This is a genomic window from Bacillus sp. FJAT-27225 (genome assembly GCF_001685025.1).
Taxonomy (GTDB): Bacteria; Bacillota; Bacilli; order Bacillales; family Cytobacillaceae; genus Bacillus_D.
In genome coordinates, this window is sequence record NZ_MAYU01000012.1 from 931,008 (window position 1) to 946,806 (window position 15,799).

General features: G+C 43.5%; 11 protein-coding genes. 1 reads left to right on the plus strand and 10 read right to left on the minus strand.

Translation table 11 applies throughout. The features are described 5' to 3' along the window. Positions 1-100 precede the first annotated feature (100 nt). Genes A8F94_RS11815 through A8F94_RS11830 form a run of 4 tightly spaced genes read right to left on the minus strand, consistent with a single transcriptional unit; the run spans position 101 to position 4,419 of the window. A complete protein-coding gene (locus A8F94_RS11815; protein WP_066200137.1) occupies positions 101-1,072 on the minus strand; it encodes a 6-bladed beta-propeller in 972 nt (323 codons plus the stop codon). Positions 1,073-1,074: 2 nt separating this feature from the next. Then, the gene (locus A8F94_RS11820) at positions 1,075-1,770 is read right to left on the minus strand and encodes a tetratricopeptide repeat protein (protein ID WP_066200140.1); all 696 of its coding nucleotides are present in this window, start codon (positions 1,768-1,770) and stop codon (positions 1,075-1,077) included. Between the two features lie 20 nt (positions 1,771-1,790). Continuing rightward, positions 1,791-2,984 (minus strand): cytochrome c3 family protein, encoded by a 1,194-nt coding sequence (locus A8F94_RS11825; RefSeq protein ID WP_066200142.1) that lies wholly within the window; start codon positions 2,982-2,984, stop codon positions 1,791-1,793. Between the two features lie 28 nt (positions 2,985-3,012). Further along, positions 3,013-4,419, minus strand: a complete 1,407-nt coding sequence (locus A8F94_RS11830; RefSeq protein ID WP_066200144.1) for a cytochrome c3 family protein — start codon at positions 4,417-4,419, stop codon at positions 3,013-3,015. A 1,116-nt stretch (positions 4,420-5,535) separates the two neighbouring features. Here A8F94_RS11830 and secA point away from each other — a divergent pair. Next, the gene (secA, locus tag A8F94_RS11840) at positions 5,536-8,040 is read left to right on the plus strand and encodes a preprotein translocase subunit SecA (protein ID WP_066200148.1); all 2,505 of its coding nucleotides are present in this window, start codon (positions 5,536-5,538) and stop codon (positions 8,038-8,040) included. A gap of 354 nt (positions 8,041-8,394) precedes the next feature. On the opposite strand, the gene hpf is transcribed toward secA, so the two are convergent. The 6 genes from hpf to A8F94_RS11870 form a co-directional block, all read right to left on the minus strand. Next, the gene (hpf, locus tag A8F94_RS11845) at positions 8,395-8,946 is read right to left on the minus strand and encodes a ribosome hibernation-promoting factor, HPF/YfiA family (protein ID WP_066200149.1); all 552 of its coding nucleotides are present in this window, start codon (positions 8,944-8,946) and stop codon (positions 8,395-8,397) included. 178 nt (positions 8,947-9,124) lie between these two features. Further along, entirely contained in the window at positions 9,125-9,835 is a 711-nt protein-coding gene (locus tag A8F94_RS11850) for a ComF family protein (RefSeq protein ID WP_066200154.1), read from the minus strand. 29 nt (positions 9,836-9,864) lie between these two features. After that, positions 9,865-11,391 carry a DEAD/DEAH box helicase gene (locus A8F94_RS11855; RefSeq protein WP_066200157.1) on the minus strand — a complete coding sequence of 509 codons (1,527 nt, stop codon included), beginning with the start codon at positions 11,389-11,391 and terminating at the stop codon, positions 9,865-9,867. After that, on the minus strand, positions 11,375-12,400 hold the full coding sequence (locus A8F94_RS11860) for a nuclease-related domain-containing protein (protein ID WP_066200160.1): 1,026 nt from the start codon (positions 12,398-12,400) through the stop codon (positions 11,375-11,377). Before A8F94_RS11860 ends, A8F94_RS11855 begins: the two co-directional genes overlap by 17 nt. Positions 12,401-12,784: 384 nt before the next feature. Next, positions 12,785-14,590, minus strand: coding sequence for a TIGR04190 family B12-binding domain/radical SAM domain protein (locus tag A8F94_RS11865; protein WP_066200162.1), 1,806 nt, complete (start codon positions 14,588-14,590; stop codon positions 12,785-12,787). Positions 14,591-14,792: 202 nt separating this feature from the next. Further along, positions 14,793-15,635, minus strand: coding sequence for a DegV family protein (locus tag A8F94_RS11870; RefSeq protein ID WP_066200165.1), 843 nt, complete (start codon positions 15,633-15,635; stop codon positions 14,793-14,795). Positions 15,636-15,799 lie beyond the last annotated feature (164 nt).

The following is a 15,799-nucleotide window of genomic DNA, read 5'->3' on the forward strand; positions in this document are numbered from 1 at the left end:
CTATCTGTTCACTACCTGCTCTAGCTTAATTAATTTCCCTTCATCACCTCCCTAAAGTATCAGTCTTTAAAAATGCCAGTTTAGTAACTTCTCCATTAAGCTAATTAAAGACTGAAACCCTTAAATTCAATGTATCTGTAATCAAAACATTGTCGTCATCATCCAGGAATAGGCCGTTAGGCAACTGGAACTGGCCGTTCCCCTCGCCCATGGAACCGAATTGGAATACCTGCTCTCCTTCTTTGGTGAATCCATAGACAATATGGGTTAGATTGCTGACAACATAAACGTATCCCCGGCTGTCTATTCCAATACCCCTAGGGTTTACGAAGTAAGATTCTCCCTGCCCATTCTTGGTTCCGTTAATAACCCTGACAAACTTTCCATCCTTATCAAACGCCTGAACCCGCTGGTTACCAGTATCGACAACATAGACATTTCCTTCTTTATCAGCAGTTACCGCGTTAGGAGCCATGAATTCGCCCTCACCGGTTCCCGGTTTGCCAATTTCCTGCAATAATTTTCCTTGAAGATCGAATACCATTACCTTATTTTGCTGAATGTCGGTCACATATACTTTTTCATTGATGATCCTTAAACCAGCAGGGGAAGTAATTTTTTTGTCTTTTACAGACTGTTCGGCAAAGTATTTAATGAATTTTCCCTTTTCATCAAATATAGAGATATTCCCATTATAAAGATCTGCTACAAATATATTGCCTTTGTTATCGGCAGAAATCCCGTAGGGGAATCTGAACTGTCCCGGTTTATTTCCTTCTTCGCCGAATTTATATAGAGGGGAGCCGGCAAGGTCGTAGACTACAATCCGTTTATTATTTGTATCGGTAACAAAAATGAATGAGTTTGATTTCGTTACATCCATTGGTTTAGCTAATGAATCACCAAATTCGCTATCCAAATGTTGCTTAAATTGTGGCGCATCCGATGGGTTGATCACTGCTTGTAAACCTGTTGGGATATCACCCGAGTTGTTTATAAACAGAAAAGTAAAAACAGCTGCGGTTGAGACTGAAATAACAAGCATCAATATATAAACTGTCCGACGTTTCATTGTTATTCACCCTCTGTTTTGATTTCTTTATTTATGCGGTCCAAAGCTGCTGTTGCGTCTTCAAATAAGGGATCAAATTGCAATGCATCTTTATAAATGTCGGCGGCGATTTTTAATTCACCCTTTGCTTCTGCAACCATACCAATTTGATAAATGATGTCTGCATTAGCTGGGTTCAATTTATTCGCTGACTCAAGAGCTTTCGTTGCTTCTTCATACATCTTCAAATGCCGGTAAGTAATCCCCAGCTGGACATGCCCTTTGAAATCCTTGGGAGCTATTTCAACCGCTTTATTAAAAACTAGTAACGCATCATTGAAATACTCTTCATCTAGATAAACTAGGCCAAGATTGTAATAGGCATCATAATATTTTTTGTCCTGGTCAATAACATATTGAAGTTCCTGGATTGCCTTTTTATTTTCCCCTTTCAAAAAGTGCGTATATCCAAGAATAACGCGGTTTTCCAGGTTGGCCGGATCCACTCTTACTCGCTCTTTATAGTACTCCAGCTGTTCATTTACCTTTTTCATGTCTATATCATTCCAAAAATAAAAGTGGCCAATTGCGTAACCTGTACCCGAGGTAAGGGCGAAGGTAAGAAAAATTAGAAGAATACTTTGAAATATAGTAAACGTTTTAGGTTTATTCTTTTGTTTGGTTTCATTAACTGGTTGGGGAATGTTTTCTGTATCCATAAGTACTACCCCTTTCTTGGTTAGAGTTCTTCTTCTCTATAGCGATTAAAGCTATGGCAGTTTTCACACGTTGCTTCGACATGGCATTGTGTACAAGTGGCATCATACTTTTGATTTTCTCGGATTGGAACAGGGTGACTCTTCTTCCACTCCCTTTTATGGGAGCTGGGATGACAAGAAGAGCAAGCTACATTCGTTACAGGAGTCTCACTGGCTATCTTATTATCATGGCAGGTTAAGCAATTATCCTTATCTTCAGCTAATCTCCCATGATTCATCTGGAAGTGGGATTGTTTGTGGCTCTTCGGACGTTCCCCATGGCAATCTTTGCAAAAAGTATTTGTTTTTGCGTATTGAGGCACTGTGACGTTATTACTGTCGGCTTTTTCGTCGTTCAAGTACTTTGTATAGCTTAAGCTTTCTTTAAACAGGTCATATTTCTCACTGGACATATATGAATGACATCTTTCGCATTTTGGCAGTTCAGAAGTTTCTATTTTTCCGTGGCCGCCATTTTTAAATTCATTGGTTTTATGGTCCTCTGGAAACATCGATGTCTGATGGCAGGCTTCACATTCCAGTGGTGCTTTTCTAACTTCATGGCATTCCATGCACGTATCCATTTGCGGCCTTGTATACTTGGTCTCTGCCATTAAACGCTGTCCTTGGACCTCAGTCCACCTACTATAGTCACTTTTGTAGGTGACTTTTCGATCAGCTATCTTTCCATGCGCAACTCCACTATGACATTGCGCACATTCTATACCTTCATTTTTATGTTTATCATGAGGAATGATAATATCCCCGGATGGTGTGACCTCTCTCTTGAATACATTGTGACATTTTTCACATGCACTATCTGGTATATCCTTTGGCATTCGTATTGGTGCGGTATATGTTTGTGTCTGTTTTTTGTACAGTTCGACAATTCCGTTCCCTTTTGCTTTTACTAGATTATCGACCCCTGGTTCGATATGGCAGCTTTCGCAATCTACTTCACCGTGGGAGGACGCCTTCCAGGTGTAGTACTCCGGTTTCATTTCATGACAGGATGAGCAGAATTTGGAACTGGATGTTGCTTCTAGCCCTATTAATCCAATTGAGAAGAATAGGGCCAGAAACAACAGGGTTAACGTCATGATTTTAAAAATCGTATTGCGAAAACGTGGAGGGGCCGGAAGTTCGTTCTGCTGTTGTTGTTCATTTTCTTCCATAAGACTGTCCCTCCATTATGAGTTTTGGTTATGCACCTTTTTTACCTTTAAACCCAGTCCTGTGGCAATATTGGCAGTATACATCCGTCGGTGCGTTTGTTTTAACATCTTCAGCTGGTTTTTCATTGTCGTGGCATACAAAACATTCCGCTTTCGCATCGTTCGTTTTTGCATTTTCCGAGTGCTTTGTCAGCCAGACATCACTGTCACCGTGGCTTGCCGGGCGTTCAGCGTGGCAGGTTGAGCAGAATGCGCTCTCCCGTGATTTATCTTTAGCAACCTTTGCGTTTGGAACATACTCTTCTTTCTTGTCCTGGTTAATCAGTGTCTTAATATCTTGTTTTGCAATATCGCGGATCCACTTCGAGTCTTCGTGGCAATCAAGACATGTATTAAGTTCTTTGATAGCTGAGTCACCGTGGCCTTGGTTCCATTTTTTATCCTTGTGATTTTCCGGAATGGAAATTTCCTTATGGCAAGTGAAACATTCCATGGAAAGCTTTACGCCTTCGGTTTGTTTTCCTAATGCCTGAAGAATTATTTTCTGTGTTTGCTTCGTTGTTTCATGGGATCCCTGGACGCCGGTTACAGTCGCTTCGTGGGGCTCGGCAGCTGTCTCCTCTCCATGACCTTCCGGTGTGGCAACGGCCTTTTCGGCGCCATGGCCTTCACCCTTCTTATCGGTTTGCCCGTGAGTGTTAACTGGCAGGCTATACGCAATGTCTTTCCAAGGTTTTTGTCCTTTGTTGACCTTGTCATGGCAATCGATACATGTTCCCATATTCGGATTGATGTACTCTCTTGTCATGAGCTTATCGATATTTTCTTCTGTCCAAAAATCGTATGTTTCAGAACCGTTGATTCCCCGGTCAACAACTTTCCCATGTGCAACACCAGCATGGCAAGTGATACATGGAACTCCTTCTTTTACGTGTTCCTTGTGGTTCACCTTCAAGTCACCTGTAGCCGTTACAAGGCGGTTATCCGAGTGGCACTGGCCGCAGTTCACCTTCATGACTGGAACTGTCTGTACGATTGGATCTGGCGGGCCAACAACGTGGTAATACACTTCCTTCATTGACTCTATTTTGTGAAGGACCATATTTTTTGCACCTGGCTCGATGTGGCACTGGGTACATTTAATCTCACTGTGAGCACTTGCCTTGAATGTTTGATACTCTGGGGCCATTTCATGGCAGCTTGCACAAAAGCTCGGATTTGATGTAAATGCAATTGCGCCGTACACCGTTCCGCTCATTGCGATTAGTGCGAACAAAAGTACGAAACCGAGTTTCCACTTATTGACCGGGTTCTTCCAGTCTATATTTTTGAACTTCCGCCAAAGTCCGCGTATAAGGCCAACCTTCTTTTTCCCTTCCCTTGTCTCTGTCTCAGGGCTTATCTCTGAATTTTTGGATCTCCTCCAAAAGGCCACGCTGTTTCACCCTTTCCTGTTTGAGCTCTGCTTTTTATATTTTTTACTTAACCTCTAAAGGTAGTATCTAACATTTCTACGTTATTTTCCAATGTACAATTTGTGAATAAACCTGCGAAACTTGTCAACGAAACATCTTTAAGTAAACACCTAAAAAACGTTGATAAATCAACATTTATGTTAACAACACCTATGTAGTGAAAAGGGAAAAGTAATTTTATAATTATTAATTTTATTGTTTATTTATACAAAATCTCACCATTTTCAGCGCTGTTTTTTGCATACGGTTACATACCTCTTGCATTCGAAGTTATGTGGAATTTGTGTTGTTTACATGAAGAATTTATGTGGATGCAATGTGGAATTTATGAGTGACTTGTGAAGAAAGTATGAACATTTAAAAAAGCAATGGCAAATCGCCATAGCTTTGGATAGTAAATTAGAGTTTCCCAAAAAATCCGGTGTTATAGCAGTATTCGCAATAAACAGCGGTTGGTGCATTTGTTCCTTTTTCAGGAAATGTCTCTTCCACTTCATGGCATACTACACATTGTGCTTTTTTTCGTCGCCCTGTGCTTAGGTGAATGTCCCTTAAGCCATAACCCAATCTCTGCGTGGCTTGGTCGCCTTTTTCCATGACATGTATAACAGAAATCATTATTACGTGCTTTTTCCTTTATGCTTGCCGGGGGATGGGGTATACCCCTCATTTTGTTCTGCTTTCAGATGAGTTCGGATATCTTGCTTAGGCATTTCCTTAACCCATTGGGTATCATCATGGCACTCTACACACTTGTCCGCCTCCGGGATTGCGTCGCGACCATGGCCATGGTTTAGAGTGTTTCTTTCGGTTTATCCAATCACCCACCCTCCCTCATCAATAAGGGTTCAGAAATGTAAAAGATTCTCTGTTCCAGTTTAGAAAATGTACGCTAGTATAACAGAAATTACACATATGAACACGTTCAAAGCTATGCGGCATTTGTTGTCACACGTATGCGGAAGTGGTAAGATGGTAAAAGAAATTGGCGAAATGTTTTTACAGGAATTGTACTGTTACAGAACGAATTCTTACCTCTTGTAGAATTCGAATGCATATATAGAAGGAGCGTAAATATGGGCATCTTAAATAAATTGTTTGATATGAACAAACGCGAAATCAAGAAGCTGACAAAGATTGCCGACAAAATCGAAGCCCTTGCCAGCGAAACGGAGAAGCTGACGGATGACCAGCTCCGCGATAAAACGGAGGAATTCAAAAAGCGTTATCAAAATGGGGAAACTCTTGATGATCTGCTAGTAGAAGCGTTTGCGGTCGTCCGTGAAGGCGCGCGCCGCGTTCTTGGCTTATATCCATATCCTGTCCAATTGATGGGCGGTGCTTCCCTGCATGAGGGCAATATCTCCGAGATGAAGACGGGTGAAGGTAAAACGTTAACGGCTACGATGCCGGTTTATTTGAATGCACTATCCGGGAAAGGCGTCCACGTTGTCACGGTCAACGAATACCTTGCCAGCCGTGATGCCACCGAGATGGGGCAGCTCTATAACTTCCTCGGCCTGACTGTCGGCTTGAACCTGAATAGCATGACAAAGGAAGAAAAGCAGGAAGCTTATGCAGCCGATATCACATACGGAACAAATAACGAATTCGGCTTTGATTATCTTCGGGACAACATGGTCTTATATAAGGAACAAAAAGTTCAGCGTCCACTTTTTTATGCGGTTATTGACGAGGTTGACTCGATTTTGATTGACGAAGCACGGACTCCGCTGATCATTTCCGGTACTGCCCAAAAGTCAACTTCCCTTTATATCCAGGCGAATGCATTCGTCCGCACCCTTAATAAGGACGATGATTATACGTATGATGAAAAAACAAAAGGCGTTATGCTTACCGAGCAAGGGATTTCCAAGGCAGAGCGCGCTTTTGGGATCGAGAACCTGTTTGATATTAACCATGTAACCTTGAACCATCATATCAACCAGGCATTAAGGGCAAACGTCTCCATGCATCTCGACGTTGATTATGTTGTCCAGGATGGCGAAATCGTCATTGTTGACCAATTCACTGGGCGTTTGATGAAGGGACGCCGTTATTCTGAAGGACTCCACCAGGCGATTGAAGCAAAGGAAGGCCTTGAGGTCCAAAACGAGAGCATGACTCTCGCAACCATCACCTTCCAGAACTATTTCCGAATGTACGAAAAGCTTGCCGGGATGACCGGTACAGCCAAGACTGAGGAAGAGGAATTCCGCAATATATATAATATGAACGTTATCGTCATCCCGACGAACCGCCCGATTGTCCGTGATGACCGAGCGGACTTGATTTATGCAACGATGGACGGAAAATTCCGCGCCGTCGTCGAAGACATTGCCGAGCGCAATAAAAAGGGACAGCCTGTCCTTGTCGGTACAGTTGCAATTGAAACGTCCGAGTTGATTTCAAAATACCTTCAAAAGAAAGGTATTAAGCACAATGTATTGAACGCGAAAAACCACGGACGTGAAGCGGAAATCATCGCTGAAGCAGGCCAGCCTGGCGCTGTTACAATCGCGACAAACATGGCCGGACGCGGAACGGATATCAAGCTGGGTGAAGGTGTAAAGGAAGTGGGCGGACTTGCCGTTATTGGTACAGAGCGCCACGAATCCCGCCGGATCGATAACCAGCTGCGCGGACGTTCAGGCCGTCAGGGAGACCCAGGTGTCACTCAATTCTACTTATCAATGGAAGACGAACTGATGCGCCGCTTCGGCTCAGACAATATGAAGGCCATGATGGAGCGGCTTGGCATGGATGATTCCCAGCCAATTCAAAGCAAAATGGTGTCCCGCGCAGTCGAATCCGCGCAAAAGCGCGTTGAAGGAAATAACTTTGACGCCCGGAAGCAGCTCCTCCAATACGACGACGTTCTGCGCCAGCAGCGTGAAATCATTTACAAGCAGCGTAACGAAGTCCTTGAGGCGGAAAACTTGCGCGATATCGTTGAAAACATGATTAAAGCAACGATTGAACGTGCAGTTGATTCCCATGCCCCACGCGGCGGGGATGAAGAGGATTGGAACCTCGATGCGCTTGTAGATTGGATTCATGCGAATCTTCTTCGAGAAGGCGATATTACCATTGACGACCTGAAGGGTAAGTTCCAGGATGAAATGATTGATACCATCTTTGCAAAAGTAGTCGAACGATACAACGAAAAAGAAGAAATCCTTTCTTCCGAACAAATGCGCGAGTTTGAAAAAGTAATCGTTCTCCGCGCGGTTGACTCGAAATGGATGGATCACATCGATGCAATGGACCAACTCCGCCAGGGTATCCACCTTCGCGCGTACGCCCAGACCGACCCACTTCGCGAATACCAGCATGAAGGCTATGCAATGTTCGAAAGCATGGTCGTGTCGATTGAAGAAGAAGCAGCCCGCTATATTATGAAGGCTGAAATCCGCAACAACCTGGAACGGCAGGAAGTTGCAAAAGGTGTTGCTGTTAACCCGAAAGCAGATGGGGAAGCGAGCAAGAAAAAACCTGTCACTAAACAGGTGCAAATTGGACGCAATGATCCATGCTACTGTGGCAGCGGCAAAAAGTATAAAAACTGCCATGGCGCGTAATAGTCATTTAAGGAAGGAAGCCGGCTGAGTGCCGGCTTCTTTTTTGATTCGAATCAGGCTTCCTGTAGTTGTGTACAAAGTTGTTCTGAATTGGTACTTTATTTGGGGGCTGTGCATATATCGGGGAAATTGCACATTGTTTTTAAAAACTGTAGATATCCAGCAAATGCGCATAACCTTTATTTCGCTTATATCGGGTAAAGTGCGCCTAAATCTTCAAAACTGCGCTTAAATCAGGAAAAGACACACAGCCTTGCAAAAATATAAATTATTAAAATTCCAACATAAGTGCACAGATACTAAAAAAAGCACAAAATCCGGCTCCCCAAATGGGAAACCGGATTATTCATAAAATTAGTGGGCCTCGATCAAGCCGTAGCGGCCATCGTGGCGCTTGTAAACAACGTTGGTTTGGTTTGTTTCAGCATTGGTGAAGACATAGAAGTTATGGCCTAGCATGTTCATTTGAAGAATCGCTTCTTCACTGTCCATTGGCTTCAGTTCGAATCTCTTTGTGCGGACAACTTCAAGCTCGTCTTCTTCATCATAGGTAGCGACGGAAGAGTTATCCCCGTTGGCGAACAGTGCAGCAAAGTCGCCTTTTTCACGGAATTTGCGGTTTACCTTTGTTTTATGCTTTCGGATTTGGCGTTCTAACTTATCAGTAATCAGGTCAATTGCGGCATACATATCTTCATGGCTTTCCTCGGCCCGAAGCACGAGGTGCGGCATCGGAATGGTTACTTCCACTTTGGATGTCTTATCCTGATACACCTTTAAATTCACATTGACATTTGCCTGCGGTGTTTCAGTGAAATACCTTTCAAGTTTAAAAATCTTCTTTTCCAAGTATTCCCTAATTGCTGGAGTTACTTCAATGTTTTCACCACGAATATTGAAATTCATGAGAAACGCCTCCTTTTGTTAAGACTATGTAAACTATATTCTCTTCTACCCTATGAGAATCCTTCTAAAACAGAACAAAAATTTTGTCGAATCTATGACAAAAACAATAGCCTGATAGTGACAACCTTCGAGTGATGTGGAAAAGACTTATAAATTTGTCGACCCTACACCAAGTTTCTCACCCCCGCGCAATTGTAAAGGATATAATTTCCCTCGCTCCTGCTCTCTTTAGGCATTTTGCGGCATAGCGCAAGGTTGACCCTGTTGTGTAAATATCATCAACTAACAAAACTCTTTTTCCATCAACTTCTGCATCTGTTTTGAACACTTGCGGCAGATGAATCCGTTCCTGCCGGGATTTCTTCGACTGTTTTTCAGAATGTTCTCTGGTCAGAATTGCAGACCATTTGATACCTGCTTCGCGCAGAATAGCCTCAGACTGGTTAAAGCCACGATCATACAGGCGTTCATTGCTTAACGGAATCGGAACAATGATGTCGGGTTTTAAGCTGCGTATCATGTTTTTCGTTTCCTCAGAGAATGCCAAGGCAATCTGATAATCACCACGGTACTTAAACTTTGCGATTACATCCTTTAGAGAATCATTATAAACGTATAACGATTTATTTTGCTGAAGCATGCCAGCCCACTTGGGATCACTCTCCCATCGGATACAGTCATGGCATACACCTTCTGAACTGAATCTTTCAGCCTGTTCATTGAACATCCTACCGCAAATTTTGCACCCGTTTCCTATAATCGATTTCAGTTTTGGACGGCAATTTTTGCAAACATCCCCTTTCTTTGCAGGCAAAAATAGGCTTGCCCAGCTCGGTTCTTCACCTGATTCTCCACCACAAAGCAAACATCGTTCATTTATATAAATCATTTATTTCATCCCTTTATAGTATGCCCTAATTATTCCAATGAATCCTTAATAAGCCCTCTTGATTTCGCCTCTTTGTTCATCATTTTAATTTGCATTTGTGCCCTTTCCATGGCAATCGTTTTACCAAAATGAAAAAAGGTGACAGTCCCGTCCGGGTATGCGGCGCTTCTGCCCGCCCGTCCGGCAATTTGTACGAGCGCACTATCCGTAAAGGTACGATCCTCGGCCCCGATGACGGCAACATCGATATTGGCCAATGTAACACCCCGTTCGAGTATAGTCGTTGTCAGCAGGATTGGAATGGCACCTTTTCGTGTTTGTGCAACCTTCTCTTTTCGGTTTGGGTCTTCCGCATGAACAGCTTCAATGTCCGGGTTTAGTTTTTGCAAAAGAGGAAGTGCTGCTTGCATGGATTGAATATGCGGAAAAAAAACCAGTGCCTGTTTTCCCGCTGAAAGCCGTTTTTCAATCCAACGCAGGCAATCACGGGGAAGGTTTCCTTTTTGAAGCCTTCTTCTCCAATTCCCGCACCAGCGGAACTCGGGTATTGGAAGCGGATGGCGGTGAAAACGGGCAGGAATGGTAACAAAGACACGTTTCCCTGACCTGCATTCCTGCTGCCATTTCCGGTTAGGTGTCGCCGTTAGATAGATGATTGATGATACCGGTTTTCGGGCTTGGTCCGCAGCATGCTGGAGAGCCTTATCAACCGTATAAGGAAAGGCATCCACTTCATCAAGCACCATCATGTCAAACGCCTCGTAAAAGCGAATCAGCTGGTGTGTGGTCGCAATAGTCAGCTGGGAAAAAAGATGGCGGTCCTCGCTCCCGCCATATAGAGAAGCAATTTTTACAGAAGGAAATGCAGCCTGGAGTCTTGGGGTAAGTTCGAGGACCACATCTGTACGCGGCGTGGCGATACACACCCGTTTCCGGTCCTTTAGCGCGGTTTCAATTGCCGCGAATAACACCTCTGTCTTCCCAGCCCCGCAAACCGCCCAAACGAGTAGGCTCGAATTTTGACGAACGGCATCAACTGCGCGGTTCGACGCATTTTGCTGCCCGTCGGATAATGTCCCAGTCCATTCGAGAATTTTTTCAGGCGGGTCGAAATCAGGCGGCGCGCCAATCCAGCCTATTAAAGGAGTACATTCACTGACACGGCCCATCATAATGCAGTTGCGGCAATACGTGCAGAGTTCTCCGCATCTTGCACAGAGGAAGGAAGCAAACAGCTCTTTAGCCCGGTTCCCGCATCTGTAGCAGCTGGGATTTCCGCCTTTTTGCTCAATTCCCCTTCGGTACGTTATAAAGCCGTTTTCATAGTGATCGTGAATTTCCTGGAGGGTGTTTGGTAAATCATCTAGAAGCAGCTGTTTTCCGGCCAAGTGGGATTGAAGTTCAGGGTTGAATTGGAAGTCACGGTTTAGGTCTGGGCGGGGGATCGCCTGGAGGTCAGTGATTCTTTTTGTATTGAATGGGAACTGCGCGATGCCGGAATTAGTATAGGTTGGGAGGATGGGGGTGATAAGTCTATTTTCAATGGTGAATTTCATGAACATGCCCCTTTTGTTTAGTTTTTAGGAATAGAAAAGGATCGGCTAGGAGCTCTCTGATATTGTTTGGCATATGGTATACATGTCCTTTTGCATTACCTGAAAAGGGAATGTTTATTCCTTTTAAAAAGTTATGGGTATGATGGCGGTTGGGAATTGCCAAAAATACTCTTAAATCTGAATTAGTGGCTGTGGGCTCACAAAGCAGAAAATAATCTATGAGTTTTATTAAGTAGGCATCTTTAAAAGATTGGTTGCATAAAAAACAACCTCCTTTTCCTCTAATATAGACCAATTGATTATTACAGATGGGACAAGTAACCCCATCCATTAAATCCTTTCGAGTTATATGAAATGCGCTTGTCCCACTTTTGTTATAAGGTGTATTAAGTGAAAGAAGGAAAGCGCAAATATCTTGAACTTGGTTAAAAGTTAAAATCTCTTTTTTATACAATCTTTCCAACTGAAAGATTCTCTGGACTATGGTATTAGCATGACATACCCTATCTACTTTTTCTGTGTTGGATTTTAGAATAGTCTTTGGGCTGGCAATTGAAACAAGATAATCAAAAGATAGGCCTGGAAATTGTTTTGATAGAAGAGAGCTGAGCTTGAGGATTAAATTTTTTGACTGAACAATGGGGTCTTCAAAGGCTTCTTCCATATCACCTTCAATCCTGATGAGTTGGTCAAAATGTCCATCGAAAAACAGGACCCCTTTGATATTTTTGGACTCGATAATTAGACAGTATCTTCTGGTGAGAATGAGAGTATCAATTTGAAAGTAGTCGTCTTTGAAGGGAAGGCGGAGATCGTTGAGGATAAAATACCCGTCATCAGGAAGCATACGCAGGTAAAAATCTAACTGAGTTTCACCCCAGTACCCTGCTTTTCTCCGAGAAAGCTCACTTTCAATATCACTGCGCTTCGAACTTTGTTTGGGGAGGTTCCTGAGCAACGCTTCTAACTTTAGTACCTTAAAAGGAATTTTCCGTTCATTTAAATTCAATAATCATTCTCCTCCTTTCGTTTACTAGGAACTTTCTATAAATGCGTTGAATCTTCCTTCCAGCCAACTCTTCGTTTTGTGAAAAAAATATGAACTATTTTTCAATCCGCTATCATTCTGCTATTGCAGAGCTAGCTTTTATGCGTGCTTTTTTGTTTTTATGTGCAATTTTAAAAATTTATGCGCACTTTTTCCGTTTTTATGCGTACTTCCAGAAATATATGCGCACAAGCTATGGTCCACCTATTAAATACTAGTTGCTCCTCCCCCAAAACTCTAGCTGACTATTAAAAATTATATTTCTCTAAAGGAAACAAGCCATCCCGCTAACGCAGGATGGCCCCATCATCCAAAACCCAAACCTCTACACACTCTAAAACACAATTAAAAACCTTTCTCCTCCCCGGAATAGACCGAAACGCTTTTGCGGTCCACGATACCGAGCTTGCAGCGAATTCCACGTAGGATCTCGTCACCAAGCAATTCGAGTCCTATCCAGCCGAGGGATAAGAAGTCGGCGTAGCGTTTGGAGACTTCCCATTTGAGTTCGTTTTTGCCGCAGATGCTGTGGCGGTTGACTTCTTCGACTTCTCTTTTGATGAGGGCGAGTCCGGCTTGTTTGTCATCTTCAGGCAGGAGCAGCATTTGATCGATTCGCTTCATGAATTCTAGGGATTTGGTAATTTTGTATTCTATTTCCTCGTATTCATCCTGCTGAATCAGGCCGTATTTAAGCTTGAATTTATTTAGCAGGAGGGCCGAGTCATAGGTAGCGCGGACGATTTCGTCGCGGGTCATGGCGTTGGTTTCGTAGCTGAGCATGTACTTCCAGGAAGGTGACAGCATTGCCTGGCGAAAGTCCTCCAGATGAAAACAGAACTTCCTGTAGCCGTGCAATTCTGGGTGCTCATAGGCCGGGCTGCCGGGATCCAGGAATGGAGCGAGCGGCGCAATAAAATACGATATGCGTGAGTCGTTACCACACTTATTGTGAATCTTTTCACAAAATAACACATTATCAAGAGCGCTCTGATAGCTTTGTCCAGGGATACCGGTCATGAAGAACAAATCAATCTTGGCACAGCCGTGCTGTAGCGCATATTGCAGGGTTTCAATAATCTTCTTATTGGTGCAGTTAAACTTGCCATTGACGCGGCGAATTTCCTGATCAGACGATTCGAGTGTAATCTCGATGCTATATTTGGGGACCGCTTTATGGAGCCTTTCGAAAAAGTCCTCATCCACATACTGAAACAGTTCGAAAACAAGCTCATCCTTGAGGTTCATTTTTGACAACCCATCAAAAAACTCTTCAACGTATTCCTTGCCGCCTTCGCGAATGTCATTCAATAGGAAGATGGGTGCCCGGCTGAATCGCTGAATAAGGGAGATGTCTTCCAGCATACTCTGCGGAGACCTCATCAAGATTTTCTTCCGGTTGCAGTTCAATGCATAGGCATCCCGGGATCCTCCGCAAATCAGACAATTATAATTGCAGCCTTTCGAAGTCAGGATTGCCGTATTCGGATAGTGCAGCCAACCCTTATAGGGCAGCGGGTCAAGCAGGTTGAAGCATTTAAAAACTGAGCGGATGACATAGCGGTAGCCCGGGAGGTTGAAATCATCCAGGCTGTCCGGAACATACGTATGCGGGTTATGAATATGTTCCCCATCCCGTTTCCAGCTTAGATTAGGAATCATGCTCAAATCCCTGTGCCCGGCATCCAGGGCATTCAAGAGCATCAGAATCAGCTTTTCAGTTGTATCACCCCTCACAACATAGTCAACACAAGGGTACTCAAGCAATTCTTCGTGAAAATAGGTGGAGGATAGTCCCCCGAACATGACTGGTACTGTCGGATGGAGTTTTTTGCAAATGTTTGCGAGTTCTATGCTGCCATGTGCGTGTGGCAGCCAATGGAGGTCGATGCCGAATGATTTTGTCTTAATCCGGCGGAGCTTTTTTTCTACATCGAAGTGTGGGTCCATCAGCATCCGGTTGGCGATGTTAATGATTTTGACTTTTAGTCCGTACCGTTCTAGGTAATCCCCTATACTCGTCAAACCAATTGGGTACATCTCAAACACTGGTGAAGAGGGGACAACATCGCTAATTGGGCCAGTGAATAGCATCTCCTTCCTAAAATCATAAACAGTTGGCGGATGAAGCAATACTAAATCGTAAACCATTTCATCACCCTAATTTTTTATTAAATGATGTGCTCCCTTACATTTTGGCATATTTTGGTCAAAATAAGGTCTTTTGTTACGAAATGTAATCGAATGTTCAATCTTTCACAAATTTTAGTGAGAAAGCTCTCACTCCCTTACTACCAAACGGAGAAGTCACCAATTAAAAAGCCATCCCAAAATGAGATGGCTATGTTAGACATTATCTTTTTTTATACCAGCCCATCCCCATTGCGCCTTCACCTAAATGGGTACCGATAACAGGGCCAAAGTAGCCAATCGAAAACCTGACTTGGGGAAGGGTTGATTCTAGTTCTGCCTTCCATGCAAGTGCTTCTTCCTCGCGGTTAGCATGAATGATCACCGCTTCGTATTCCCCAGCTTCTACGGTGGCTTCTTTCAATAATTCAACAATCCGGTTCATTGCTCTTTTACGGGTGCGGATTTTTTCAAAAGGAACGATCATCTTTTCCTCAAAATGAAGCAGGGGCTTCACTTGTAGAAGGCTGCCGATCAATGCCTGGGCACTTGATAGCCTGCCGCCTCGCTGAAGATGGGCAAGGTCATCTACCATAAAATAAGCCCGCATCGTCTTTTTCATTTCCTCTAGCCGTCCGACAATTGCCTCGGGATTTTCACCGCGATTTGCCATTTCCGCTGCCTCAAGTACATAAAAGCCCTGGACCATGCAGCTGATTTCGGAATCGAATGGATAAAGCGCAATCCCTTCTACCATCGAGCCTGCCGTGACTGCTCCCTGATAGGTGCCGCTTATCCCGCTCGACAAGTGAATGCTGATGATAGCATCATATTCCTTGCTAAGCCGTTCAAAAAGGTCAGCAAATTGCCCAATTGGAGGCTGGGAGGTTGTGGGCAATCCCTTTGTCTTTACTTCCTCGTAAAATTCGGATGCATGTATTTCAACTTCTTCCTGATACGCTTCTTCACCAAAAATAACATTTAAAGGAATCATATGTATGTTCAATCGTTCGCGCAGTTCCCGTGGTATGTATGCCGTACTATCTGTGACAACAGCAGTTTTCATATATTAATACCATCCTTATAGGTTTATATGTTCCTATTTTATAGGAAGCCAGTGGAAAAAGCATCCTTGTAAATAGAAAAGATTAGAATCTCAAACGAGGAAAACCGCACCCTGCTGGATGCGGTTCTTATCCCATTATCATGCTTTGTCTTTCATGGAGTCTA

Bases quoted from the DNA above. Each gene is read 5' to 3' on its own strand.
- A8F94_RS11825 (WP_066200142.1), bottom strand. From the start codon at position 2,984: ATGGAAGAAAATGAACAACAACAGCAGAACGAACTTCCGGCCCCTCCA.
- A8F94_RS11820 (WP_066200140.1), bottom strand. From the start codon at position 1,770: ATGGATACAGAAAACATTCCCCAACCAGTTAATGAAACCAAACAAAAG.
- A8F94_RS11815 (WP_066200137.1), bottom strand. From the start codon at position 1,072: ATGAAACGTCGGACAGTTTATATATTGATGCTTGTTATTTCAGTCTCA.
- hpf (WP_066200149.1), bottom strand. From the start codon at position 8,946: ATGAATTTCAATATTCGTGGTGAAAACATTGAAGTAACTCCAGCAATT.
- A8F94_RS11870 (WP_066200165.1), bottom strand. From the start codon at position 15,635: ATGAAAACTGCTGTTGTCACAGATAGTACGGCATACATACCACGGGAA.
- A8F94_RS11865 (WP_066200162.1), bottom strand. From the start codon at position 14,590: ATGGTTTACGATTTAGTATTGCTTCATCCGCCAACTGTTTATGATTTT.
- A8F94_RS11855 (WP_066200157.1), bottom strand. From the start codon at position 11,391: ATGAAATTCACCATTGAAAATAGACTTATCACCCCCATCCTCCCAACC.
- secA (WP_066200148.1), top strand. From the start codon at position 5,536: ATGGGCATCTTAAATAAATTGTTTGATATGAACAAACGCGAAATCAAG.
- A8F94_RS11850 (WP_066200154.1), bottom strand. From the start codon at position 9,835: ATGATTTATATAAATGAACGATGTTTGCTTTGTGGTGGAGAATCAGGT.